Source organism: Shewanella sp. MM_2022_3 (assembly GCF_022557375.1).
Classification (GTDB): Bacteria; Pseudomonadota; Gammaproteobacteria; order Enterobacterales; family Shewanellaceae; genus Shewanella; species Shewanella xiamenensis.
This window is the reverse complement of the sequence record NZ_JAKZGV010000004.1, coordinates 106,577-131,206: the sequence shown is the minus strand read 5'-3', so window position 1 is coordinate 131,206 and position 24,630 is coordinate 106,577. Positions and strand designations below refer to the sequence as shown.

At 47.0% G+C, this 24,630-nt stretch carries 22 protein-coding genes; 13 read left to right on the top strand and 9 right to left on the bottom strand.

The annotated features are described in order from the left end of the window. Positions 1-82: 82 nt before the first annotated feature. Positions 83-1,339 (bottom strand): tryptophan permease, encoded by a 1,257-nt coding sequence (gene mtr, locus MMG82_RS04170; protein WP_037423680.1) that lies wholly within the window; start codon positions 1,337-1,339, stop codon positions 83-85. Further along, complete coding sequence (gene plsB / locus MMG82_RS04165; protein WP_037423683.1) at positions 1,339-3,762, bottom strand: glycerol-3-phosphate 1-O-acyltransferase PlsB; 2,424 nt, start codon at positions 3,760-3,762, stop codon at positions 1,339-1,341. The genes mtr and plsB overlap by 1 nt, the downstream gene beginning before the upstream one ends. A gap of 285 nt (positions 3,763-4,047) precedes the next feature. Here plsB and lexA point away from each other — a divergent pair, with 285 nt between their 5' ends. The 6 genes from lexA to MMG82_RS04135 all read left to right on the top strand — a co-directional run bounded on the left by lexA (position 4,048) and on the right by MMG82_RS04135 (position 10,181). Beyond that, positions 4,048-4,668, top strand: coding sequence for a transcriptional repressor LexA (lexA, locus tag MMG82_RS04160; protein WP_037423686.1), 621 nt, complete (start codon positions 4,048-4,050; stop codon positions 4,666-4,668). After that, positions 4,665-5,177, top strand: coding sequence for a SulA-like leucine-rich domain-containing protein (locus MMG82_RS04155; protein ID WP_037423689.1), 513 nt, complete (start codon positions 4,665-4,667; stop codon positions 5,175-5,177). Before lexA ends, MMG82_RS04155 begins: the two co-directional genes overlap by 4 nt. A gap of 405 nt (positions 5,178-5,582) precedes the next feature. After that, positions 5,583-7,124, top strand: coding sequence for a cytochrome c oxidase subunit II (coxB, locus tag MMG82_RS04150; protein ID WP_047537899.1), 1,542 nt, complete (start codon positions 5,583-5,585; stop codon positions 7,122-7,124). Positions 7,125-7,133: 9 nt separating this feature from the next. Then, complete coding sequence (gene ctaD / locus MMG82_RS04145; protein WP_144345306.1) at positions 7,134-8,726, top strand: cytochrome c oxidase subunit I; 1,593 nt, start codon at positions 7,134-7,136, stop codon at positions 8,724-8,726. A gap of 1 nt (position 8,727) precedes the next feature. Next, entirely contained in the window at positions 8,728-9,309 is a 582-nt protein-coding gene (locus tag MMG82_RS04140; RefSeq protein WP_241406513.1) for a cytochrome c oxidase assembly protein, read from the top strand. Continuing rightward, a complete protein-coding gene (locus MMG82_RS04135; protein ID WP_241406512.1) occupies positions 9,306-10,181 on the top strand; it encodes a cytochrome c oxidase subunit 3 in 876 nt (291 codons plus the stop codon). Before MMG82_RS04140 ends, MMG82_RS04135 begins: the two co-directional genes overlap by 4 nt. A 28-nt stretch (positions 10,182-10,209) precedes the next feature. On the opposite strand, the gene MMG82_RS04130 is transcribed toward MMG82_RS04135, so the two are convergent. Continuing rightward, a complete protein-coding gene (locus MMG82_RS04130; protein WP_047537887.1) occupies positions 10,210-10,440 on the bottom strand; it encodes a DUF2909 family protein in 231 nt (76 codons plus the stop codon). Between MMG82_RS04130 and MMG82_RS04125 the strand changes: the two genes are divergently transcribed. The 5 genes from MMG82_RS04125 to MMG82_RS04105 all read left to right on the top strand — a co-directional run bounded on the left by MMG82_RS04125 (position 10,385) and on the right by MMG82_RS04105 (position 14,577). Beyond that, a complete protein-coding gene (locus tag MMG82_RS04125; protein ID WP_241406511.1) occupies positions 10,385-11,296 on the top strand; it encodes an SURF1 family protein in 912 nt (303 codons plus the stop codon). The genes MMG82_RS04130 and MMG82_RS04125 overlap by 56 nt on opposite strands. 67 nt (positions 11,297-11,363) lie before the next feature. After that, complete coding sequence (locus tag MMG82_RS04120; protein ID WP_169547260.1) at positions 11,364-11,909, top strand: hypothetical protein; 546 nt, start codon at positions 11,364-11,366, stop codon at positions 11,907-11,909. Further along, positions 11,909-12,982, top strand: a complete 1,074-nt coding sequence (locus tag MMG82_RS04115) for a COX15/CtaA family protein (protein ID WP_169547261.1) — start codon at positions 11,909-11,911, stop codon at positions 12,980-12,982. The genes MMG82_RS04120 and MMG82_RS04115 overlap by 1 nt, the downstream gene beginning before the upstream one ends. Positions 12,983-12,984: 2 nt before the next feature. Continuing rightward, positions 12,985-13,887, top strand: coding sequence for a heme o synthase (gene cyoE / locus MMG82_RS04110; RefSeq protein WP_241406510.1), 903 nt, complete (start codon positions 12,985-12,987; stop codon positions 13,885-13,887). 60 nt (positions 13,888-13,947) lie between these two features. Beyond that, on the top strand, positions 13,948-14,577 hold the full coding sequence (locus tag MMG82_RS04105) for an SCO family protein (protein WP_241406529.1): 630 nt from the start codon (positions 13,948-13,950) through the stop codon (positions 14,575-14,577). A 14-nt stretch (positions 14,578-14,591) separates the two neighbouring features. Here MMG82_RS04105 and MMG82_RS04100 read toward each other — a convergent pair whose 3' ends face one another. Then, the gene (locus MMG82_RS04100) at positions 14,592-15,638 is read right to left on the bottom strand and encodes a polysaccharide deacetylase family protein (protein ID WP_241406509.1); all 1,047 of its coding nucleotides are present in this window, start codon (positions 15,636-15,638) and stop codon (positions 14,592-14,594) included. A 22-nt stretch (positions 15,639-15,660) separates the two neighbouring features. Here MMG82_RS04100 and MMG82_RS04095 point away from each other — a divergent pair, with 22 nt between their 5' ends. Together MMG82_RS04095 and MMG82_RS04090 are read left to right on the top strand one after the other, a co-directional pair. Continuing rightward, entirely contained in the window at positions 15,661-17,028 is a 1,368-nt protein-coding gene (locus MMG82_RS04095; RefSeq protein WP_241406508.1) for an MATE family efflux transporter, read from the top strand. 77 nt (positions 17,029-17,105) lie between these two features. Continuing rightward, positions 17,106-19,043: a S9 family peptidase gene (locus MMG82_RS04090; protein ID WP_144345314.1), complete on the top strand. Its 1,938-nt coding sequence runs from the start codon at positions 17,106-17,108 to the stop codon at positions 19,041-19,043. A 67-nt stretch (positions 19,044-19,110) separates the two neighbouring features. Here MMG82_RS04090 and nfuA read toward each other — a convergent pair whose 3' ends face one another. From nfuA to MMG82_RS04065, 5 genes are all read right to left on the bottom strand, one after another. Further along, entirely contained in the window at positions 19,111-19,689 is a 579-nt protein-coding gene (gene nfuA, locus MMG82_RS04085) for a Fe-S biogenesis protein NfuA (protein ID WP_037423725.1), read from the bottom strand. Between the two features lie 251 nt (positions 19,690-19,940). After that, a complete protein-coding gene (gene urdA, locus MMG82_RS04080) occupies positions 19,941-21,689 on the bottom strand; it encodes a urocanate reductase (RefSeq protein WP_241406507.1) in 1,749 nt (582 codons plus the stop codon). A 92-nt stretch (positions 21,690-21,781) separates the two neighbouring features. Further along, positions 21,782-22,546, bottom strand: a complete 765-nt coding sequence (locus tag MMG82_RS04075) for an outer membrane protein OmpK (RefSeq protein WP_241406506.1) — start codon at positions 22,544-22,546, stop codon at positions 21,782-21,784. Positions 22,547-22,719: 173 nt separating this feature from the next. Then, positions 22,720-23,964, bottom strand: coding sequence for a HAMP domain-containing histidine kinase (locus tag MMG82_RS04070; protein ID WP_241406505.1), 1,245 nt, complete (start codon positions 23,962-23,964; stop codon positions 22,720-22,722). Beyond that, positions 23,951-24,628, bottom strand: coding sequence for a response regulator transcription factor (locus MMG82_RS04065; RefSeq protein WP_088586358.1), 678 nt, complete (start codon positions 24,626-24,628; stop codon positions 23,951-23,953). The genes MMG82_RS04070 and MMG82_RS04065 overlap by 14 nt, the downstream gene beginning before the upstream one ends. Between the last annotated feature and the right edge of the window lie 2 nt (positions 24,629-24,630).

Below are 24,630 nucleotides of genomic sequence, written 5' to 3'. Positions count from 1 at the left end.
GCAACTGTCCAGTTTTGGCGGTAAAAAGATGAATACAAAGAAAAAGCCCTCAATTTGAGGGCTTGATTTGCGAGCGAAATACTTAGGAGAACTGCGGTAATAAATTCGCCATCGCGAGTAGATGACAAGCACCCGTCACGACACCAAACAACACCACAAGGATAATTAACGGTGTGCCACCAAAGACCCTAAAACCTTGATGGTTAGGGAAGAGTTGTCTCGACTTGTAGGCCATCAGCGCTGGCACAATAACAGCCCACACGGTTGCCGCTAAGGCTGCAAATCCAATGGCAATTAAAAAGCCATCGGGAAACAGCAAACCAAATATGGTGGGCGGCACAAAGGTGACAATCGCCGTTTTCATCCGGCCAGAGCGCGTATCGTCGAATCCGAATAAATCGGCCAAATAATCGAATAAACCTAAAGTCACACCGAGGAAAGAAGACGCCACAGCTAAATTAGCAAACAGGGTTAACATGCTGTTTAACCAGCTGCTTTCCATTACCTTTGACAGGGCGCCGACTAACACGCCCATATTGCCACCCTGGGCAATAATCTCACTAAACTGGCTGCGGGGAATATTGCCCATAGTGGCGACTAACCAGCAGGCATAAATGATCAGCGCGATAAAAGTCCCGACAAAAATGGCTTTGAAAATGGTCGATGAATCTTTGCCATAATACTTCACCAAACTCGGCACATTTCCATGGTAACCAAAACTGGCTAGACCAAATGGCAAGGCCGCCCACAGATAAGGCATAAAGCTTTGCTTTCCATCCGGTTCGAGCAACTTAGTCACATCGATTTCGATCAGCAAATTACCAATCGCGAGGAAGAAAGTGATGATCATCCCGCCGAGCATAATGGTCGTAATACGATCCACCGCCTTGGTACTGATCAACACGATACAGGCGAGCACGACAGCAAATACTAATCCGGCGACACTTTGAGGCAGCTCAATCCCCATACCTTGGAGGCTATGGTTAACAATCGAGCCACCGCCACTGATGTAGGCGTAGGTTAAGATGTAGAGCACGAAGGCAATGGACACCCCATTCACGATGCGCCAAAACTGGCCTAAAGTTTCCTTGGTCAGGGTATCGAAACTCGCTCCCGGCTCGAAATGCAGGTTGGTTTCGAGCAGTAACAGTCCCGACATCAACATGCAAAACCAAATACCGAGTAACATCAGTACCGAGTAACCAAACCACATGCCAGCGCCCACGACAGGCAAAGAAAACATCCCCGCCCCGACTGTGGTACCGGCAATAATCATGGCACCACCAAGCAAAGACTTGCCCACCGGCTTATTCTTCGCCGCATTCATATGGTTAGCCATTAAGCGATATGCTCCGCGGTCACGCTGGCGACAATCGTCTGCCTTACAGAGGCTCTGAGTAAGCTATTAGCTTGATCGCGAATGCGCTCAACATCAGATTTATCTTCCTTACCAGAGAAATAACCCAACTCTTTTAGCTTAACACTCAAGGTGTTATAGAGTTTCTTATCGTAAAATTCTGGTGCGGTAATTCCATGCAGCGCCCCTAAACGTTGGGCAAGCAGATGGCTTTCAGACTCGAGATCCGAACGCTCCATCTTAGGTCTGTGGGCCAGCAGATTGAAGATAATGGCATAGCGTTGCAAGGTCTCACTAACGCTGCCAGCCAACAATAACATTTGGCTGGTGTGCTCGGTCACAACCGACAACATATCGCTTTCCTGCACTAGACCTTGCTCAATAAACAGCTCGAGCACTTGATTCACGTAGCTTGGGAGATCTTTGATCCCCATAAACAACTCCGCCTTCAATAACGGATAAAAGTCGTTCACTATCCCAAGGATTTGCGCTCTTGAAATCTGTTTATTATTGATTAAACAGCTGGCAATTAATGACGGAATAATAAATAAGTGAATGATATTATTGCGATAGTATGTCATTGACGTCGCTTGTTTTTCATCAATTGACACTATCTCACCCAAAGGATCGGCGTTGATGGAGAACTTGTTCAGCTCTAATCCTTGTTGTACTAAGTGCTTACCATCACCTTCGGCAACCGACGTAAACGACGTGTAAGGCACACGCTTAAGCAGGGTCAGGTATAAATCTAACTGACGCTCGAGCAAACAACGCTCTAAGGCATTTTGCTCCGACGCCAACAACACTAAACTGGTCAAGGTAATAGAGCTGGCGGCAGCGGCGTCGTTAATCCGCGTCATCACCCGATTTGCTAACACGTTCACCGCTGGGGTTAACCAAGTCGGTTTTTGCTCAGGATCATCAGCCACTTCACTGCGCCAGTTAGGTGCCGTTTCATTCAAGAAATTTTGCAATGTAATCGGCTCACCAAAGTTGACATAACCTTGGCCAAAATTACCTAATTTACGAATAGCACCAAAGACTTGCCATACAGATTCTTTCTGTTTTTTCTTACCGCTTAGCTCTTTGTGATAGGTCGCCACTTCCATCACGTGATCGTAGCCTAAATACACAGGCACTAAGGTGACTGGGCGTTCGATACCACGCAGCACACTGTTGATCGTCATAGCGATCATGCCCGTTTTAGGCGCCAATAGACGACCGGTACGAGAACGGCCACCTTCAGAGAAATACTCAACCGAATATCCCTTAGCAAACAGCTGATCGAGGTACTCACGGAACACTGCCGTATAGAGTTTGTTGCCGTTAAAACTACGGCGAATAAAGAAAGCCCCGCCACGGCGGAACAGCGGCCCCGCAGGCCAGAAGTTTAGGTTGATACCCGCAGCAATATGCGGTGGCACCATACCTTGGTAATACAGAATGTAAGATAACAGCAGGTAATCCATATGGCTGCGATGGCAGGGCACATACACAATCTCATGACCATCGTGGTGTAACTGCCGAATATGCTCGGCACCTTTGATGTTAATACCGCTGTAGAGCTTGTTCCATAACCACGTTAAAAAGCGCTCGGCAATACGTACGAGACTATCGGAATAATTCGCCGCAATTTCATCAAGATATTCAATTGCCGTTTCACGCGCTTGGGTTTCAGAAATCTTCTTGCTCGCGGCTTCTTCCTGAATCGCCTTGCGTAAGGATTCAGATTTCAGCAAGGAATGGAATAACGCCTGACGATTAGGCAACACAGGCCCCGTCATCACCTTACGTTGGCGGCGGAAATGTACTCTCGCTACTCGAGCCAATTTATGGGCAATGCCCATATCGGTACCATGTTCGTCGGCCATGTAACGCAGCGATACCGCATTAGAAAATTGCACAAAGTTATGACGGCCCAAAAATAGGATCATCAAGCACTTACGTAACCAAGTAGGGTTCTCGCGCTCAAGCACTGCCGCCTTCATGGTGTCGTCTTCTTTACCCGGAGTACGACCCCAATACAGACTCACAGGCACCAGCTGTATATCTAACTCTGGCTTTTCCTTATGGACGGCCAACAAACGCATAAAACATTCGAGGAATGGCTCATTGCTGGCGCGTTCACCAAATAAGGGCTTACGACCTTCAAGGCATACCACCCGTGGCGCCACAACGCCATTCACCACCAGCGGCTCGTAAGGGCTTGGCAAACCAAGTTTCGTGGTGATCTCGCTTAACGCAGCAATATCACTCAGGGATTCTGTTTTCATTACATAAGCAAGCGGTCTGGAGGCATCCAGATTCAGATCGGCAAAGGGATCCTGTGGCACAACAATAGTGTGCACTAAGTGCTTTTGGATCCAACGTAATGATTTCAACCAAAGAGAGTCTTGTTTAGGCATTATTCTTATGCAATGTAAGTACGTTCATTAGCCCCATAGAATACCAGATTCTAGAGAATATACCCAAACAACCTAAAGATGCAGGATTCAGCGGCTGATTTTAATGACTTAGTAACGCACTTTAGGCAACACCATTTATTGATACCGTGCAAATGGCATTCACCCCATAGATGACGATTATGGTTATTTGCAGATCTAGCTGACCAAGTTAAAAGTGGTTAATACTTGCACTACCAATAATACTGTATATAATAACAGTAACTGTATAGAAAAACAGGAAATACCATGAGACCGTTGACGCCACGCCAAGCCGAAATTTTAGAGCTGATTAAACGTAATATTGCCGAGACTGGCATGCCACCCACTCGGGCCGAAATTGCCACCCGTTTGGGTTTTAAAAGTGCAAATGCCGCAGAAGAACACCTTAAGGCATTGGCGAAAAAAGGCTGCATCGAGATCATGCCTGGTACTTCCCGCGGGATCCGTCTCCCTGTAGAGGAAGAAGATAACCGCGAAACAGGCTTGCCACTGATTGGCCAAGTGGCAGCGGGTGAACCTATTCTCGCCCAAGAGCATGTCGAACAGTATTACCAAGTCGACCCCAGCATGTTCCACCCTGCTGCCGATTTCCTGCTGCGCGTAAAAGGCGACAGTATGAAGAATATCGGCATCCTTGAGGGTGACCTGCTTGCCGTTCATAAAGTACAACAAGCGCGCAATGGACAAGTTGTTGTTGCTCGCGTTGATGATGATGTAACCGTAAAACGCTTTGAAAAAAAAGGTAATTTAGTCTACCTACATGCCGAGAATGAAGACTATTCACCGATTAAAGTCGATTTGAGTTTCCAAAGTCTAACAATTGAAGGGCTCGCCGTAGGGGTGATCCGCAATGGAGATTGGCTATGAACAAACTATTAGGTAATGCCCCGCGTCACCCCGGTTTATGGCTCGATACGGTTCGAGATACAGAGACCGACTGGCAGCATACATCAATAGTCACTATGCCAACTCAGAGCCAAGGGCGCCAAGAGCTGACACAGCTGAGCAAACAACTTGCCCAACTGAGCCAACAGGGAAGATGGATAGTGCTCATCAACCCACCTAGTATTGGCTACAAGCAGCTATTAGCAAACGCAGGTGTGCGTATGGATCGCGTACTATTGGTTCACGCAAAAGATGAGGTCGAAACCCTTTGGGCGATGGAAAAAGCCTTAACCAGTGGCACATCTAGCGCAGTGATTACTTGGATTAACGCCCTAGATACTCGCGATAATCGTCGCCTACAAATTGTAGCAAAGAGCGCACGTGCAATGGGTATCGTGCTTGAAGGTTCAACGAATGACCAACCTTCTAGCATCAATCTCACACAATCGGCTAAATTTACTCAACCCGCATTTTTCAGCTCTGTTCATTAAAAATTTTTCACACCGTATTTAGCCTTGAAAGCCGCCTCACCTGTGAATGTGAGGCTTTTTTTTGGCAATTTTTCAGACAATTAGAAAAAGAAGTGATCTTGATCAATTTTTAAACAGCAAGTATGTTTGATTTAGGCGCACATGATATATCGCCTGTTTAGGCAGAAATATCGCGTTATTTTCGAATATCGCTCGCCCACAAAAATTGAGAATAATGGGTTTATTCAGCAGTATGTGCCAGTGTGGCTAATACCAGCAGTAACAATACTTGATCATAAGTAAGCCGCCAACGCACGTTGAAGTCAGAAACACTTTTTTGGGAACTGAAGAGTTTGCATAGAGTTGAGACTTACTGTGTTGCTCTTCTTTGTAGTTGCTATTTGCAATTAGCAGAGGAGAAGTCTTGTGAAGCAATGGTTGTATTGTTTACTCGTGGTGCTATTCGCCCCACCGTTGGCCGCAGCAGACATGCGGTTCAATATGACGCCTGGCGTAACAGAAATCAGTGGCAAGGTATACCACCTGCACATGACGATTCTGTATATCTGCTGCGCGATAGGCTTAGTGGTTTTTGGCGTTATGATTTATGCCATGATCAACCACAGAAAATCCAAGGGCGCGGTCGCGTCACACTTCCATGAGAGTACAAAAGTTGAGATCGCTTGGACGATAATTCCCTTTATCATTCTGATCTTAATGGCGATTCCGGCAACTAAAACTCTGATTGCCATGGAAGACCCCAGCAATGCCGATCTCACGGTAAAAGTCACAGGATCGCAATGGAAGTGGCATTACAGCTATTTCGATCAAGATATTGAGTTTTACAGTATTCTCGCCACACCAAGACCTCAAATCGAAGGTAGTGAGGCCAAGGGAGAGCACTACTTACTCGAGGTCGATAAGCCCCTTGTCCTGCCTGTAAATAGAAAAATCCGCTTTCTGATGACTTCTGAAGATGTTATCCATTCATGGTGGGTACCAGATTTTGCAGTGAAAAAAGATGCTAACCCAGGGTTTATCAACGAGGCGTGGACCCGTATCGATAAACCCGGCATTTACCGTGGTCAATGTGCCGAACTTTGCGGCAAAGATCATGGATTTATGCCGATAGTGGTTCAGGCACTGCCCGAAGCCGAGTTCGATGCTTGGGTTGCAGAACAAAAACAAGCTGCCAATGCCGCAGCGCAAGCCGCACAAGCCGCCTTATCACAAACACTGAGTAAAGAAGAGCTGATGACTCAAGGTGAGCAAGTTTACCTTGGTCACTGCGCAGCCTGCCATCAACCTAATGGCGAAGGTCTCAAAGGCGTATTCCCACATCTCAAAGGCAGCCCCATCGCTACTGGGCCACTGAGCGGTCATCTTGAAATCGTGCTCAATGGTAAAACGGGTACGGCCATGCAAGCCTTCAGTAAACAATTAACGCCCCAAGAAATTGCCGCAGTGATTACCTATGAGCGTAATGCGTGGGGCAATAACACTGGGGATGCGGTGCAAGCCAAAGACGTTGATGCCCATAAATCCGGTGGCACCAATAGCGAACCAGTAACAACGACTCCGCCCCCCTCAACCACCGATGCGCCCAAAGCGGCGACAGAGCCCATCGCCAGTGTCGACCCCGCGAGTCTTCCCACGCTTAGCCATGATGAACTGATGGCCGAAGGAGAAAAGACCTATGCCACAGTTTGCGCCGCCTGCCACCAGCTAACGGGTGCAGGTATGCCTCCCGCCTTCCCCGCCCTTGCTGGTAGCGTTATTGCAACAGGCCCAGTCGCCAATCACATCGATATAGTGATGCACGGTAAACCGGGCACGGCGATGCAGGCATTTGGCAACCAACTCACACCACAACAACTTGCTGCCATCATTACCTATGAGCGCAATGCGTGGGGCAACAATACCGGCGATACAGTGCAACCCGCTGATATTGCACGCCATGGACAGTAGGGGATTAAGATGAGCACACTGACTCAAGATCAAATTGCCGCCCATGATGAACACCATCACGGTGCACCTAAAGGCATCATGCGCTGGTTACTCACCACTAACCACAAGGACATTGGCACCCTGTACCTATGGTTTAGTTTCATAATGTTTTTAACCGGTGGTGCGATGGCCATGGTGATCCGCGCCGAACTCTTTCAGCCCGGATTACAACTCGTTGAGCCTAACTTCTTCAACCAAATGACCACAGTGCATGGGCTAATCATGGTATTCGGCGCAGTGATGCCAGCCTTTACCGGACTAGCTAACTGGCTGATCCCGATGATGATTGGTGCGCCTGATATGGCGCTTCCACGTATGAACAACTGGAGTTTTTGGATCCTGCCCTTCGCCTTTGCAATATTGTTGAGTTCATTGTTTATGGAAGGCGGCGGCCCTAACTTTGGTTGGACCTTCTACGCACCACTCTCGACCACTTATAGCCCCGACAGCACAGCATTATTTGTATTCTCGATCCATATCATGGGGATAAGTTCGATCATGGGTGCCATCAACGTGATCGTAACCATAGTCAACCTGCGCGCTCCCGGCATGACGTGGATGAAGTTACCACTGTTCGTATGGACCTGGCTGATTACCGCCTTCTTGCTGATCGCCGTTATGCCCGTACTCGCTGGTGCCGTCACTATGGTGTTAACCGATAAGTTTTTCGGTACTAGCTTCTTCGAGGCGGCAGGCGGCGGCGATCCTGTGATGTTCCAGCATATCTTCTGGTTCTTCGGTCACCCCGAAGTCTACATCATGATTTTGCCTTCCTTCGGCATTATCTCTGCCATAGTTCCTGCTTTCAGCCGTAAACCATTATTCGGCTATGCATCCATGGTGTATGCCACGGCGAGTATTGCGATTTTGTCCTTCCTCGTGTGGGCGCACCATATGTTCACCACCGGTATGCCTGTGTTTGCCGAGCTGTTTTTTATGTACTGCACTATGCTGATTGCCGTGCCGACAGGGGTAAAAGTGTTTAACTGGGTAGCGACCATGTGGCGCGGCTCACTGAGTTTTGAAACCCCAATGTTGTTCGCGGTGGCCTTTATTATTCTGTTCACTATTGGCGGCTTCTCTGGCCTGATGCTCGCCATCACGCCAGCCGACTTCCAATACCACGATACTTACTTTGTGGTGGCTCACTTCCACTACGTGTTGGTCACGGGTGCGATTTTCTCCATCATGGCAGCGGCCTATTACTGGCTACCAAAATGGACCGGGTATATGTACAGCGAAAAGCTCGGCCAGTGGCATTTTTGGTGTTCGGTGATTTCGGTCAATGTGTTATTTTTCCCGATGCATTTCTTAGGTCTTGCGGGTATGCCAAGGCGAATTCCCGATTACTCGATTCAATTTGCCGATGTAAATCAAATCGTGTCGATTGGGGGTTTTGCGTTTGGGCTATCTCAGCTGATTTTCCTCGTGCTGGTAATTAAGTGCATTCGGGGCGGCGAAAAGGCGCCCGCCAAACCTTGGGAAGGCAGCGAAGGCTTAGAGTGGACCCTACCAAGCCCAGCGCCCTATCACTCTTTCACCACGCCACCCGAGGTGAAATAACATGCAAGGCCAACCCCATCAGCAAAACATCAAGTCCAACCGTAAGCTCATTAGCCTGTTGGTGCTGGGCTGCCTTGCGATGTTTGGCTTTGGGTTCGCCTTAGTGCCGCTCTACGATGTGCTGTGCGAAAAACTGGGTATTAATGGAAAAACCTCTAATACTCCCAGCAGTTATCAGGCGATCACTGTGGATAAGAACCGGGTGGTAACGGTGGAGTTTATCTCGCAGGTGCAGACGGGCATGCCGTGGAAATTTGAGCCACAAACGAAACGGCTCGAAGTGCATCCGGGAGAACTCATCCACACGGCATTTCTGGCGCAAAATGTCTCGAATAGAGCAATCGTGGGCCAGGCGATTCCTTCTATTTCGCCCGGCCAAGGCGCAGCTTATTTCAATAAAACCGAATGTTTTTGCTTTAACCAACAACACTTAGCCGCCGCGAGTCGCGCCGAGCTGCCGTTGATCTTCTTCGTGGATCCTCAATTACCCGAGTCTATCCACACCTTAACCCTCTCTTACACCCTCTACGACATTACCGACAAGCAGTTAGCGTCTGCCATAGAGCAAGGAGCTGCAAAATGACCACTAAACATGAGACTTACTACGTCCCCGCCCAGAGTGCTTGGCCGATTGTTGGTGCTATCGGCTTGTTTTTAATCGCCTTTGGGGCGGGACATTTTGTTCATCAACTCAAATCTGGCGCTTCCGGTGGCGGCTATATTCTACTAGCAGGCATAGCCGTCATCCTGTTTATGCTGATAGGCTGGTTTAGAACCGTTATTCAGGAATCGATGACGGGCCTTTACTCCCATCAAATGGACAGATCGTTTCGCCAAGGCATGAGCTGGTTTATCTTCTCCGAGGTGATGTTCTTTGCCGCCTTCTTCGGCGCCTTATTTTACGCCCGCATGGTCGCAGTACCTTGGCTCGGCGGCGCGTCTAATAACGCCATGACCCACGAAGTCCTGTGGCCGCACTTCGAGGCCGTTTGGCCACTCCTCACCACGCCAGATGGCACCAAAACCGAAGCCATGCCATGGAATGGACTACCGCTGGTCAACACCATTGTGCTGCTAACCTCCTCTGTCACGCTGCATTTTGCCCATACCAGCTTAGAAAAGGGTAAGCGTTCGGCCATCACCCTCTGGTTGGGACTCACGATTTTGCTCGGAATTAGCTTCCTTGCTTTGCAGGCAGAGGAATACAGCCATGCCTACCATGAGATGGGGCTAACGCTCACCTCGGGCGTGTATGGCAACACCTTTTTCCTGCTGACGGGTTTCCACGGCATGCATGTCACCTTGGGCACTATCTTTCTATTAGTCTTGTTTTTCAGAGTGTTAAAAGGCCACTTTAGTGCGGATAAACATTTTGCCTTCCAAGCAGGCAGTTGGTACTGGCACTTTGTCGATGTGGTTTGGCTCTGCCTGTTCGTCTTTGTTTATGTGCTTTAAATATTCGTTGAAACAATAAGTTGAAAACTTAAGGCGTGGGATTGAGACCAAGCAGTCCAGTCCCTAAAGCCACCAGCAAGAGCAGGATAACCAGTACAGAAAACATCACCCTACGGCCCAAATAGCGGCTCATTGGCACCGGGTGTTCAGCGGTTTGGTCGTCACCTTTAACCATAATAATTAAGGCTCTGCCTAGGTTAAAAATGATAAACAGCAACAGCAGTACTAAAACACACTTAAAAATGAGCGGGATGTTCATACGCTATCCTTATGTTTTGCTCGCCAAATTGATTTGGTTACCAAGATTTATTTGGTTGCATAGGGGAGTGTCGTTACTACTGATATTGACTGTGGTGGTATTCGTGGTTTTGGTCAAGCTAGGTTTGTGGCAAATGGATAGGGCAGTTGAAAAAACCGAACTGTTAGCACAAATGGAGGCGAGACAATCCGCTGCCACACTCAATCCTGAACAGCTCATCGCTGAATTGGCTAAAGGCAGCGTCACGGGCTACCGCTTACAAGTTCAAGCAAAACCCGCGAATCCACAAATCTGGTTGCTCGACAATCAGGTCTATCAAGGGCAAGTGGGCTATCTCGCCTTTCAATTACTGCAAATAACGTCAGCAAATCAGGCAAGTAATGCCGAGCAGCCTTGGTTGTTACTCGAACTCGGCTTTATTGCCGCGAAATCCCACCGAGATGCCTTGCCCGAAGTCAGCCCCATAGTCGGTGAACTGGCTCTTACAGGCCGCCTCTATCAAAAACAGATTAATCCCTTGAGCCATCACTTACTGGCAGAACCCTTTACCACGGAACAAGGCGAACGGATTCGGTTTCAAAATCTTAATCTACCCGAGATGGCACAGCTGTTAGGGCATGCCATTCTGCCGGTGGTGCTACAACCCGATGTCTTACCCCAATTACAACCAGCGCAGACCTTGCCTCATCCTTGGCAGCCTTTCCCGCTCTCGGCCCAAAAACATTGGGGTTATGCATTGCAATGGTTTGCCATGGCAACTGTGTTTGTGGGGCTGATGGGTTGGCAAACAATGAAATACCTCAAAAAATCACGACACCGGCATCAAGCCGATAAGGAAGCGACTAAGACCGAGTAACAGATACCAGCAAGATGTTAATAAAAAACAATAAAACAAAGCATTAGGAACAATAAGAGGAGCAAATATGGACTCCCAACAAACAGCCAAATACCGCGCATTGGGGTTATTGCTACTGGCCTTTATCGCGCCTGTGGTCATCGCTAAGTTAGTGCTGAGCATGCATTGGTATCAAGGCGGCTCCACCAACCACGGTGAGCTCATCAGCCCAGAAACCAGTTATACCAGTCTTGGCCTTAACAATCCTCAGCCTAAGGAATGGCAACTGCTGTATTTATTGCCCGCAAAGTGCGATGAAGCTTGCCGCGAACGCTTGTATATCCTGCGTCAGAGTCATACCGCCTTAGGGCCAGATCAGGCTCGTGTCGAACCGCTTATTCTGGTGAATCCAGACAGTGACTTAAACGCATTAAGCAGCTTTAACTTTAACACTCAGCCCGCCAGCCAAAGCCTCAGCCAATGGCTTGACCAACAACAGCTGATTATTGTCGATCCACTCGGCGCACTCGTGCTGCGTTACCCCCAAGTGCAAGGCAAGGCGGCACATTTAGCTCAGGGTAAGGCCTTGGTCGCGGATCTCCGTAAGTTATTGAAACTATCGAGGGTAGACTAATGCAACTGACTTGGCTCCTCCGCGTCACCATAGTCTTTACCCTGTTAGTGATTTTAATGGGAGCTTACACTCGGCTCTCGGACGCTGGACTTGGCTGCCCAGATTGGCCAGGGTGCTACGGCCATATCAAAGTGCCCACCCACGACCATGAGATCTCCCATGCCCAAACCCTATTTCCCGACCACGATATCCATCCCGAAAAAGCTTGGCTCGAGATGATCCACAGGTATATTGCGGGTGCCTTGGGCATCCTCGTCTTACTGGTTTTTATTCTCTGCCTAAAAACATCCGAAGCTCCCAAAAAACTACCTTTGGCCATAGTGTTACTCATCATATTTCAGGCAGCGTTGGGGATGTGGACTGTGACGATGAAACTAATGCCGATTGTCGTGATGTCCCATTTAATTGGCGGCTTTAGTTTACTCTCGCTCTTGCTATTGCTGTATCTGCGAACACGACCCAAGCGAATTTTCGAAACCGCTGATATTCACAGTCAGCGTGTTGCGGATGCAGGATTTAATGGCTCCCATGGTTCGCGGATTGGCACGAGCCTTAAATTCATTGGCCAGAGTAAACACTTGCCGAAACTGGCGCTGTTGAGTCTGCTGGTGCTTATCGGCCAAATCATGCTCGGCGCTTGGACCTCCTCCAACTATGCGGCCCTCGCCTGCACAGCTTTACCGATTTGTGAAGGTAATTGGATGGACAACCTCGCTATTGCCGATGCGTTTTCCCCTTTCCAAGGGCAACACCCAAGCTTTGAATTTGGCGTATTGGATTACCATGCCCGCATGACCATTCATATCGCCCACCGCATTGGCGCCATCATTACCGCCAGCCTATTGTTGTTGCTCGCCTATCAATTATTTTTCAGCACTCAGCTCAAGGCCCTAAGCCTGTTGTTGGTCGCCTTAGTGATACTGCAAGTCAGTTTAGGGATTTCAAACGTGGTGATGCATTTACCACTAGGGATTGCCGTTTCCCACAATGGCGGCGCGGCATTATTGCTACTCGCCCTAGTCGCAATTAACTATTTTCTTTGGCATAAGCCATCTTCAACATCGAGGGTTTAACCATGGCAAAACCGCTCTCAATCAGTAGTCACCCTAGTGTTAATGTGGCTTGGCGTGCCTATTTCGAGATGACCAAACCTAAGGTAGTGGCTTTAATGCTGCTCACCGTCTTAGTCGGCATGTGCTTGGCCATGCCAACGATATTACCCGTACAACCTTTGGTCGCAGGACTTTTAGGTATCGCCATGATGGCGGGGTCAGCCGCAGCCTTAAACCACCTGATAGATAGGCGAATCGACGGCATGATGGCACGCACTTACAATCGCCCACTCCCCAAAGGACGGGTCTCGGCGACGAGGGCGTTGTTGTTCGCGGCACTCTTAGGCAGCCTAAGTTTTGTGATCCTCTATGTTTTTACTAACCCGCTCACCGCTTGGCTCACCTTTGCCAGCTTGATTGGTTACGCCTTGGTTTATACCACCTATTTAAAACGGGCCACCCCGCAAAATATTGTAATTGGCGGTTTAGCGGGCGCGATGCCACCCTTGTTGGGTTGGACAGCGGTGACGAATCAATTCCATGGTCATGCGCTATTGCTAGTGATCATCATATTCCTGTGGACGCCGCCGCATTTTTGGGCGCTGGCGATTCACAGACGCGCAGAATATGCCAAAGTGGATATTCCCATGCTGCCCGTGACCCATGGGGTAGAATTTACTAAGACCTGTATCTTGCTCTATACGATTTTGCTGGCGATGGCTTGTCTATTGCCCGTATTAGTCGGGATGAGTGGACCGCTCTACTTTGTGTGCTCAAGCATACTAAGCACCGGATTTATCTATAAGGCGTGGCAATTAAAGTATCAGGATCGTGAAGGACTGGCGATGCAAGTGTTTCGCTTCTCGATTTATCATTTAATGTTGTTATTTATGGCATTACTGCTCGACCACTATCTTTGGGCGTAATGTGCAACGCTCGATGGGCATAGGACGGGCATGGCCTGAGGACAAAATATGCAACAAAGAATCTCCAACAAGATCTTAGTGATAGCGATTCTACTAATAGGATTGGGCGGACTATTTGCAGTGAAGTTCAATCCACCTAAGCCCGTTGAGTTAGAGAGTGGTTTTTTGTTTCCCGAGGCGTTCGAGCTAGCGCCCTTTGAGCTTGTCGATCAACATCAACAACCCTTTACCAATGCAAGTTTGAAGGACCAATGGAGCCTATTCTTTATCGGCTTTACCTATTGCCCCGATGTCTGCCCGACCACCTTAAACAAACTCGCCGCCGCCTATCCTGAGCTGAAAAAAATTGCGCCCATTCAAATCGTGTTTTTATCCGTTGATCCGAAGCGGGATACCCCAGAGAAACTCCTCACCTACGTGAATTTCTTTAATCCTGAGTTTAAGGCGGTGACGGGTGAGCAAGCCCAAATCTTCCCACTCACCCGCAGCCTAGGACTGATCTACGCCATGGTCGGCGAAGGGGATAATTATCAAGTCGATCATAGCGCTGGTTATGTACTGGTTTCTCCCCAAGGCACGCGGGTTGCGGTGTTTAAACCCACTGCTGCCTTAGGTAAAGCCCCTCAAGTACTCAACCAAGCCTTGATCAGCGACTTCGATAAAATCGTCAAAAGCTACAAACCTAAATAGCCGCCGCTGACGTGTTACTCTTTAACCCAAGTGCCGTCGTCTTTGGGTCTCACCCATGCCTGCGAAAACCAGTAATAACCATTGCGCGTCTTACTTGGCGCCGTGCAATTGTAGCGTGAACGCCCCGCTGGCAGGGCTAAATCGGCTTGAATACTAAATTCATTATCACTGCTCCAAGTCGGCGATTTAGCGCCTTGCCCTTGGATATAACACATGACTTGCTTGGCGGAAATATCGCTCATATCGAGTTTAACCTTAAGCTCGGGGCGCCAATGTCCCCCCTTAAGCTCAGGATCGGTAGGCGTTTGCTCAAGCACTGGCATATTGAGACTGTATAACTTGGCTTTTAGGCTTTTTAGATCTGCATATTGCCCCGCTACAGGGAAGCGCGGCAGCGCCGTGAGTGGCGAATAAGGCCCCGCCGCACCAGACTGCTGGCCAAAGGCGACAAAGCCATTGTCGCTCAACATATCCTGAATCGCCTGATTGTATTCGCCATAGGGATAGGCCAGCATTTTAAAGTTCTGCCCCGTCGCCTCACGAATCGCGTTTTCGGTGTCCTGAATATTGGCTTTAATTCGCGCTAGCCATTGGCTTTGAGATTCATTGTCCAGCCTACGGATCAGATGCTCATGGGCCCAGCTGTGGTTAGCAATATCAGCACCTTCCTTGGAGAGCGTGATGAGCTGCTCCCAAGTCATCATCTCAGTAAACTTTTGTTTAATAGGCTCAATTGCCACAAATAAGGTGTAGGGAAAACCAAATTCCTTTAGGATGGGATGCGCTGTGGTCGCAATGCTGCGATAACCATCATCGAAAGTAATCGCCACCGTTTTGGCGGGTAAATCTTGTTTGTTTTTTATCGCTTCGACCACCTGCGATAACGGAATCACCTTAAAGCCATCATCCGCCAAGAACTGCATTTGCTCACGAAATTGTGCAGGCGTGACGCTCGTCGCCGCCGGCGTGGTTTCTGACACATGGTGATACTGTAAAATGACCACGGCATTGGCCGAAAAAGTCATCAACCCGAAGAGTGCCAATAACGCACGTTTAACCATAATGTGAATACCTCCAATATCAATGACTACTGCAAAATCTACCGCACTCGCGCTGCTGTTTAATGGCACCAAAAATCGCCAACTGTTCGCGCTTGCACTGCCGATGATCCTCTCCAATATCACGGTTCCGTTATTGGGATTAGTGGATACCGCTGTGATAGGGCATTTGAGTGACGCCTATTATTTAGGGGGCGTCGCACTCGGGTCAACGATTATCACATTAATCATTTGGTTATTAGGCTTTTTACGAATGGCTACCACAGGCTTAGTCGCACAGGCCTATGGCGCAAACGATACCGCGAGCCAATTAAAATTGCTGGTTCAAGGCGCGATGCTGGCGACTGGACTGGGTATCGCGGTGATCCTATTGCAGCTCCCGATATTGAATTTAGCGCTCGGCCTCTCCGAGGCGAGTATGGAAGTGGAGCGTTATTGCCGAGAATATTTTCAAGTCCGCGTTTGGTCGACGCCATTCGCCCTACTCAATTTAGTTATGCTCGGCTGGCTCCTTGGCCGGCAACAACCCAAGGCGGCGATGTGGCAGCTTATCCTCGCCAATTTAGCCAATATTATCCTCGATGTACTGTTTGTAATGGGATTCGGCTGGGGCGTAAAAGGCGCAGCACTCGCTTCAGTATGTGCCGATATCACCGCCTTTAGCGTTGCGCTCTACATGGTATTACAACAGCTTAAGCTGTCGTCTCAATTTAAATTTGACCAATTGCGTGTCCATCTGACGTTTGCCGGTTACGGCAAACTGCTCAAACTCAATAGCGATATTTTTATCCGCAGTCTATGCCTGCAAGCTGCCTTCGCCTTTATGACCTTTCACGGTGCAGGCCTTGGGGACAATACCGTCGCAGCCAATGCAGTGTTATTAAATTTACTGCTATTAATCTCCTACGCCCTCGATGGCATCGCCTATTATGCCGAGGCGGAAGTGGGCAAAGCCTATGGTCAAAAGCGTGCGCAGCAATTGCATGAAGCCGTGGTGCTGGCTTGGTGTTGGTCTGCCATCACAGCAGTTGGGTTTACACTGATCTTCAGCCTTTGGGGAAGCCATATTATCGAACTGTTGACTAGTATTGATAAGGTCAGAACCACAGCACAGACTTATCTGATTTGGTTGGTATTGCTACCGCTTTGGTCTTTTAGCTCTTACCTATTCGATGGTGTTTATATCGGTGCGGCGCAGGGTAAAGTGATGCGTAATAGCATGATTATCGCGACATTTGGCGCCTTCTTTCCGACATGGTATTTACTACAATCGCTATTGCCTTCTGAGCAGGCTAACCATGCTCTGTGGGCGGCCATGACAGCCTTTATGTTAACGCGTAGCCTGACCCTTGCTGCACATTATCGCTTTAGTAAGACATTTATTGTTAGTTAACTCAGTAAAGACAGTAGCTTACTTAGGTTTGACCGATTAATATACGCACAACTTTTGTAATATAAATGTGATATAAAATGAAAAGGATTTTACCTCTACTGCTCCTGTGGCTAAGCCTGCCACTGCTTGCCCAAACGGTACCACAACTTCCCGTCGAGGCTTTTGCTAGTATTCCCGATGTCAGCTCTGTGCAATTGTCACCCGATGGTAAAAAAATTGCCTCCATTGTTCGTGTCGAACAACCTAAACTCAAGGGAACCGTTGTCAGCATTCTCGATTTAGAAACGGGTGAAAAAGGCGTTGCAGTTCATACTGATAACCAAAAATTTGTAATGCTGTCGTTAAGGTGGGCAAACAATACTACATTGTTAATAAAAGCTCAGTTTCCAGCAAATCGTTATGGAACACCAACAACCGAAACCCGCCTAGTTAAGTACGATTTAACCACTCGAAAGACTTCGAGTGTACTTGCTCCTAGTGTTATCGATCGACTCAGTTGGATCCCCCAACATCAAGGGCAAATTATCGATCTGATGCCAGATGACTCGGAACATATTCTGCTATCCCTTGATGGCATGGGCCAAAATGTAGGGGAAGACAGCGTACTCAAAGTCAATCTGTCACAGGGAAAGTCCTCCTACATTCAAAATGCTAAGCGTAATATCATCGGCTGGGTTACCGACAGGCAGCACAAGGTCCGAATTTCCATCTATAACGATGATACTGAGTACCGAATCTACGAACAGCCCGAACAAAAAGCAGAGTCTCGCTTGCTTTGGAGCTTTAAAGCTTTCTCTGAAGAGAGTGTCTGGCCACTGGGGTTTGATGCCGACCCGAATATTCTGTACGTACGCGCCTATCACCAAGGATTTGAAGCTATCTTTAAGGTGAATTTAACCGATCCTAAGCTCACCAAGGAGCTGGTGTACGCCAACGAAAATACCGATGTCGAAGGCGATCTCATCTATTCAGAATTAAAGAAAAAAGTTATTGGGATCAGTGAGGGTGATGGCGAAGAGTATACTTTTTGGGATCCTGAATATGCGGGCCTACAAAATGGGCTGAAAGCGGTATTACCCAATGCTCACAACTACATCACCCAATTTAGCGCCAATGAACGCCGCTATATCGTCTACTCCACCAGCTCGACTCAGCCCGGCACTTATTACTTTGGCGATAGGGATGAGAAGGCGCTGTTTCCGATTGCTGAGAGATATAGCAAGCTCAGCAGCGAGCAACTCGCCGACACGCAATACTTAAGCTACGAAGCGCGGGATAAACTCAAAATCGATGCTTACCTGACAGTGCCAAAGGGCCTCGAAGCCAAGCAACTGCCAACCATTATCTTCCCCCACGGCGGCCCCATTAGTTACGACAGTAATGACTTCGATTATTGGGCACAGTTTTTTGCCAACCGTGGCTACGCAGTATTCAGAATGAACTTTCGGGGTTCAGCAGGCTATGGCTATGAGTTTATGAAAGCCGGCCTAAAAAGCTGGGGGCTCGAAATGCAAAACGATGTGGAAGATGGCACGCGTTACCTAATCAATCAAGGGATTAGCGATCCGCAACGTATCTGTATTGTCGGCGCGAGTTATGGTGGTTATGCAGCACTCATGGGCGCCGCAATGACACCCGAACTGTATCGCTGCGCAGTCAGTGTTGCTGGGGTGACAGACGTAGCTTACCTAGTAAAATCCAGTCGCCGTTTTACCAATTATGAAGTCGTCAAAGAACAAATTGGCGATGACTTTAACGTCCTCTATGAACGCTCGCCCATCAGCAAAGCCGATAAGATCACCATCCCAGTATTACTACTGCATGGCGATAAGGACCGAGTGGTCAAGGTACAACACAGCCGCGAAATGTTTGACGAGCTAAAATCTCGTAAGAAAAACGTCGAATATATTGAGCTTGAAAATGGTGACCATTATTTGAGTAACAATGACCACAGATTAACCACCTTTAAGGCGCTGGATAAGTTTTTAGCAGATAACCTAAAAACTCAGTTGTAGCATCAAAGCCAAATATAAAAAACGCGACTCAAGGTCGCGTTTTTTATATTTAGCTCAACTCAAAATCTTAAGCGTAAGAATGCTCACCGTGTTGGTGATCGGTTACGTCACGCACACCCGTTAATTCACCTGGGAACATATCTAACAGTTGTTTTTCGATACCATCCTTTAAGGTGATATCCACTTGCGAACAACCATTACAACCGCCGCCGAACTGCAATACTGCAACGCCTTCTTTGGTGATCTCCACCAACATAATGTTGCCGCCATGGCTTGCTAATTGTGGGTTGATTTCTGATTGGATCACGTATTCGATACGCTCCACTAAAGGCGCATCACCCGCAACTTTACGCATTTTCGCGTTTGGCGCTTTAAGGGTTAATTGCGAACCTAATTGATCGGTCACAAAGTCAATTGAGGCTTCTTCTAAGAAAGGTGCACTCTTTTCGTCTACCATAGCGCTAAAGCCATTGAATGCTAATTCAATATCATCGCTCTCAACGGCATCAGGTGGACAGTAAGACACGCCACACTCAGCTTGTGCGGTACCTGGGCTTATCACAAATACACGAATATGAGTGCCTTCAGGTTGATCTGCTAACAACTTTACAAAATGGGCTTGAGCCGCATCGGAAATCGTAATCATGGAAACCAGCTCCGTCAGGGGATACCTGAGTGTTTTAGTAAGAATTAGCCGTATGATACTCCTAGTCACTCGCGCTTTGTAGTCCCCTTGGGCGCAAGTTTATGGATTTTTGCCATAGTGATCACGATTCAAGCCTTATTTAGCAATTTATAAATAACACTTAAACATCAGCATTATGCATGAGTAAACAAGCATTAATAAAAAGAAAAGCGACTCAATTGAGTCGCTAAAAAGATCCTATAAAAGACAAATTATTTTGCAGCTTCTTGTCCCGCGATACGGCCAAAAACAATGATATCTGTATAAGCATTACCACCGAGACGATTGGTTCCGTGGGTTAAACCCGTCACTTCACCCGCAGCAAACAAGCCCGGGATCACCTTTCCTTGTTCATCCAGTACACGAGTACGTGTATCAACCACAAGGCCGCCCATCGTATGGTGCACAGAAGGTGTCGCTTTTAAAATCCAATAAGGTCCTTTACTTAAATCGACTAATCCTGAGCGATGATTAAAGGCCTCATCCTTTCCTGTTGCGGCATAGTGATTAACGTCTTTAATCGTTGATAACAGCTTATCTTCAGGAATATTAAAGACTTTAGCGGCTTCTTCTAGGGTATCGACCTTGTACATTAGCCCGTCTTTGGTGAATTCCTTCAGTTCACCTTGATGCATTTCAACTGTATGGGCAACGTTTTCAATATCTTGATTCCAAAGCACATAAGTATAGCGGCCAGGCTGGGCTAGAATGGCCTGTGAAATCACATCTCGGCGCTCCAATTCCTCAACAAAACGCTCACCCTTCTGGTTGATTAGCACCGCACCAAAAAAACGAGAGTCTGCAATCAAGGCAATCGCGCCCGAGGTTGGGCTACAAATAGGATATGACTGGATATATCCCATGTTTTTAGCCGCTGCGTGAATTTTCTCTGCCATTACAATGCCATCACCAGTGCCGCCCGCATGGCCTGTACTACCATAGCGCTCGTCGAGTTCTGGATTGTATTTCTTACGCATCTCCATATTAGAGGAGAAGCCACCCGTCGCAATCACAACACCGCGTTTAGCATGGTAAGTGATGGTTTTGCCATTATGTGTCGCTTCTACACCCACAATGCGACCCGTTTGATCTTGGATTAACTTTTCAGCCTTAGTATTGGTATGGATCGGTAAACTGACTTCATCAGCTTTAATCGAAAACTTACTAATGACCTCAGCCCCAGTGTGACCTTTAGGGATTAATGCCCGTTTAACGCTGTGTCCACCAAACTGAAATAATTGATCTGGGTAGAATTCTACTTTGACGTAGTCCCTTAGCCATTCTGCTGCACCGACGGCATTATCGACCATGGTTTTAACCATTTCTGGATCACCTTTGAAATCGCCACCTTTTAGCGTGTCGCTGATAAACAGCTCTTTGCTATCGGTAATCCCCATATTTTTTTGCACCCAACTACCGGCCACATTCATCTCAGCACCAGAGATCAATGAGTTACCGCCAATAATTGGCATTTTTTCAATAATAACAGCGGAGCGACCCGCAGCTTTCGCCTCTAAACCCGCGCTAAAACCTGCTCCACCCGAGCCAATAATCACCACATCATAGGTATATTCTGCAGGGGTTAACGCCTCACTTTTCTTAGCAGAAGCCGTTGCAACAAGAGTAACTCCCGCGGCTTCAATACTTTTCCCCACGGCTTCTTTAAGCGCTTTAGACGTTACGGTGGCGCCAGCAATACCGTCAACCTCGATAGAGTTATTATCAATAATTGCCTGTTTAACATCTTTAAATACGGCGCCAGCAAGGACTTTATTTTCCTTTTGCTTGAGTACATCAATCGCAACAATATGTCCGTCTTTAAATGTGGTTTCGACCTGCACTTCGCCATGCTTACCTTGAGCAGTTCCCTGGCTTTTTACTATTTTATGGGTCACTTGACAGCCAGCAATAATTACTGTTGCAGTGACAGCAATACCAATGATGGATTTTTTATATTGCATTACAATTCCCTTATTATTTTTGATGAAAAATAGAACAACACCAAATTAAATGATATTCTACTTATTAAAAATTCAATCTATTTGACAAACCGTTAAAACTGATAACCAACAGATACACCGTATTCAATCCCATCATTATATTGTGAACCCCAGCTATCATAATGAGTGACATATATTTTTGAAAAAATTGAATCAGTGAGGCTTGTTTGTAATGTTGTGATTATCTGATGGCCATAGCTGTCATATGAAAATAATGCTTGATGCGCTTTATCTCTATCAATTTGCGCCTCATAATTCAAACTTAAGCTATGTTTAAACCCTAGTAATTCAAACGGATACTTTGCATTTAAAACTACTGCATAACCTGACAGGTCGTTAAACTTCTCAGAGGTAGGGGAAAAGCTACCTATGGTATAATTTAAACCGACCCCATAGTTGAGTGATAGATTTTGAATTTTCGCATTATGGGTAACACCTAAATAAAGATTATCTTCAACTAGCGTTTCACTCGCAGAGATAAAGTTCTGAGTCCAAAAGTTGAACTGCGATTCTCCGAGCTTATTTTCAAGTATCAATAATGACTTAATGGTAGTTTTGCCATCAAGGTGCTTCTGATTTTCCGCGATTTCAGCAGGATTTTCGAGCTTAAGATTAGCAAAGTAAGTCCCCCAATCAGCAATTCCCAAATGATTCAATTTTACAAAAGGCTGATTAAAAACACCTGGGTTATCATGTTTGGCGTCACTGGTATAAAACTTATAACCTAAATCCACGCTAGTTTTATTCACATCAGCACATACTGAACCACTAAATACTATTGTACTAACTAAAATAGATGCCACACTTTTTGTACACATAGAACCCTCTCAACCATGTATTCTAGGAAGTATTTTTAAATACCTGCCAACCAGTAAACTTTATATAATAACGTTACTACGAATAATATGATGACTATGTGATCTAAGCACGACGGTGCTTTTGACTTTTAAAAGTGTGTGGTTTAATGCAGTAAATTTACAGCTCCTATTATTTAACTGTTAGATATTTCCAATCTAGCGACAAATAAATTATTTTTAGATGAGCTAGTAAAAATCCAACCCAGTTGATTTGCGAGGCGCTTCACCAGTAAAAGTCCTAAACCAAATCCATGGTGACCATTACTATTATAGGAATTAGTTATTTCTACATAATAACCATCTTGAGTAATGCTAATATCCATCCCACCATGCTCAATACTATTCCTTAATAAATTGCTTAATATTATTTTTAGCGGATGAAGTTGAACGGGCAAACAAGTATCGTCAGAAAATAATTGAATTTTTTGCTCATGACCATGAACCCGTTGCTGCTCATCGATAATACTGGCAAGTAAAGGCGATAACGCGACGTTTTCCTTTTCTAAGCTGGAACACTCTTTATTAGTCAACCACAGTAAGGTTTCAATAAGTGACTTCATTTGATTGGTCGCTTGGGAAGCATACAGCGTTGGCCCTGTAAGCTCACCTTGTTGTAATGCGAGGATTTCGAATGAAGATTGGCATATGGCAACTGGCGTTCTTAACTCATGGCTAGCAAAGCGTAAAAAATTAAGTTCGCGTTGCTGAGCCTCTTGAAGCTGTAAAATCGAGTTATCTAAAGCATCAACAATAGCTTTTAATTCAGCATATTCTTGTTGCGGCAAACTCAGTTTGCCTCCGGCTTCCCAGTCATGCTGCTTAATCGCATGGCTAATTTGATGCACAGGCGTAATCACTTTGCTTTGCATATAAAACGCTAAGCTTGCACTGGCACAGAAGGTTATCAGCACTAGCAGCAAAATGGCCGTCATGTTTTTAGGGGCAAATTGCAAGTCATGGGTAACACTAAACTGCAGCCAAACGTAGAGCGGCTGGCCAGCTTGGGGGTAGTACACACTCAGCGCGTTAACAATGGGGCCTTCTGCATGCTCATAGCGAATTTTGCTCGCATCTGTTAAGACTTCATTGTGACTTAACTCACGAATGTGTGGCGGAATATCTAGCCAATGAGAATAGACGGTTAAGTTATCGGTTTTTAGAATCGGCTGATGCTGTAATGGTTGCTGAGTTGGCTGCGCCACCTTCAGTAATGCTTCGGCTGCTTGCCCTGCATTATGCATTGTGACTTCATGCATAGAAATCATACCTGCACACATCATGCAAAGCGGGATAAAACTATTCACGCCTAAGGTTATTAATAGAAAAATCACTCCCCACACTTGATAGCTACGCTTAAGGCTAAATTTAGGCGCTTGCATTGATGTCATCCCTAAGGCTTAAGCCAACGCCACGAATTGTATGTAATATTTGCCGCTCAAAGGGGCGATCGATCACTCGGCGCAAAAGATGAATATGGCTGCGCAAGCTGTCACTATCTGGTGCACAGTCGGGCCAAAGCATTCGCTCAATCTCTTCTCTACTCACGGTTTCTGGACTACGACGCGCTAATAAAGCCAGGATCTGCCATCCGGTTTTAGACAAAACCAGCAGTTGCCCTTGCCGATACACCATGTGGTTTGCAAAATCGATTTCTAGGTCACCAATAGCCAACCTTTGGGGCGCGGGACGACGCTGGGCAACCACCTTTAGCCGCGCGACCAGCTCCTCCATCGCAAAGGGTTTGACTAAATAATCGTCCGCGCCAACAGCAAAACCACTCAAGCGATCATTCAGACTACTACGTGCAGTTAACATGATTACTGGTGAGGGAATGCACTGTGCTTTCCAGCGTTCACACGCCTCAATGCCATCACCATCCGGTAAATTAAGATCGAGAATAATGGCGTCAAACTGCTGCTGGCTGATCAATATTTCGGCTTGCGCTAGGTTGAACGCGTAATCACACTCTATGCCACTCAATTCAAGATATTGGATGATGTTGTTAGAAAGAAGCCGATTGTCTTCAACCAGTAATACCAACATAT

Bases quoted from the DNA above. Each gene is read 5' to 3' on its own strand.
- MMG82_RS04070 (WP_241406505.1), bottom strand. From the start codon at position 23,964: ATGCAAGCGCCTAAATTTAGCCTTAAGCGTAGCTATCAAGTGTGGGGA.
- MMG82_RS04065 (WP_088586358.1), bottom strand. From the start codon at position 24,628: ATGTTGGTATTACTGGTTGAAGACAATCGGCTTCTTTCTAACAACATC.
- MMG82_RS04155 (WP_037423689.1), top strand. From the start codon at position 4,665: ATGAACAAACTATTAGGTAATGCCCCGCGTCACCCCGGTTTATGGCTC.
- lexA (WP_037423686.1), top strand. From the start codon at position 4,048: ATGAGACCGTTGACGCCACGCCAAGCCGAAATTTTAGAGCTGATTAAA.
- MMG82_RS04090 (WP_144345314.1), top strand. From the start codon at position 17,106: ATGAAAAGGATTTTACCTCTACTGCTCCTGTGGCTAAGCCTGCCACTG.
- MMG82_RS04120 (WP_169547260.1), top strand. From the start codon at position 11,364: ATGGACTCCCAACAAACAGCCAAATACCGCGCATTGGGGTTATTGCTA.
- MMG82_RS04140 (WP_241406513.1), top strand. From the start codon at position 8,728: ATGCAAGGCCAACCCCATCAGCAAAACATCAAGTCCAACCGTAAGCTC.
- ctaD (WP_144345306.1), top strand. From the start codon at position 7,134: ATGAGCACACTGACTCAAGATCAAATTGCCGCCCATGATGAACACCAT.
- plsB (WP_037423683.1), bottom strand. From the start codon at position 3,762: ATGCCTAAACAAGACTCTCTTTGGTTGAAATCATTACGTTGGATCCAA.
- MMG82_RS04135 (WP_241406512.1), top strand. From the start codon at position 9,306: ATGACCACTAAACATGAGACTTACTACGTCCCCGCCCAGAGTGCTTGG.
- MMG82_RS04125 (WP_241406511.1), top strand. From the start codon at position 10,385: ATGATAAACAGCAACAGCAGTACTAAAACACACTTAAAAATGAGCGGG.
- MMG82_RS04130 (WP_047537887.1), bottom strand. From the start codon at position 10,440: ATGAACATCCCGCTCATTTTTAAGTGTGTTTTAGTACTGCTGTTGCTG.
- mtr (WP_037423680.1), bottom strand. From the start codon at position 1,339: ATGGCTAACCATATGAATGCGGCGAAGAATAAGCCGGTGGGCAAGTCT.
- cyoE (WP_241406510.1), top strand. From the start codon at position 12,985: ATGGCAAAACCGCTCTCAATCAGTAGTCACCCTAGTGTTAATGTGGCT.
- MMG82_RS04100 (WP_241406509.1), bottom strand. From the start codon at position 15,638: ATGGTTAAACGTGCGTTATTGGCACTCTTCGGGTTGATGACTTTTTCG.
- MMG82_RS04115 (WP_169547261.1), top strand. From the start codon at position 11,909: ATGCAACTGACTTGGCTCCTCCGCGTCACCATAGTCTTTACCCTGTTA.
- urdA (WP_241406507.1), bottom strand. From the start codon at position 21,689: ATGCAATATAAAAAATCCATCATTGGTATTGCTGTCACTGCAACAGTA.
- MMG82_RS04095 (WP_241406508.1), top strand. From the start codon at position 15,661: ATGACTACTGCAAAATCTACCGCACTCGCGCTGCTGTTTAATGGCACC.
- nfuA (WP_037423725.1), bottom strand. From the start codon at position 19,689: ATGATTACGATTTCCGATGCGGCTCAAGCCCATTTTGTAAAGTTGTTA.
- MMG82_RS04075 (WP_241406506.1), bottom strand. From the start codon at position 22,546: ATGTGTACAAAAAGTGTGGCATCTATTTTAGTTAGTACAATAGTATTT.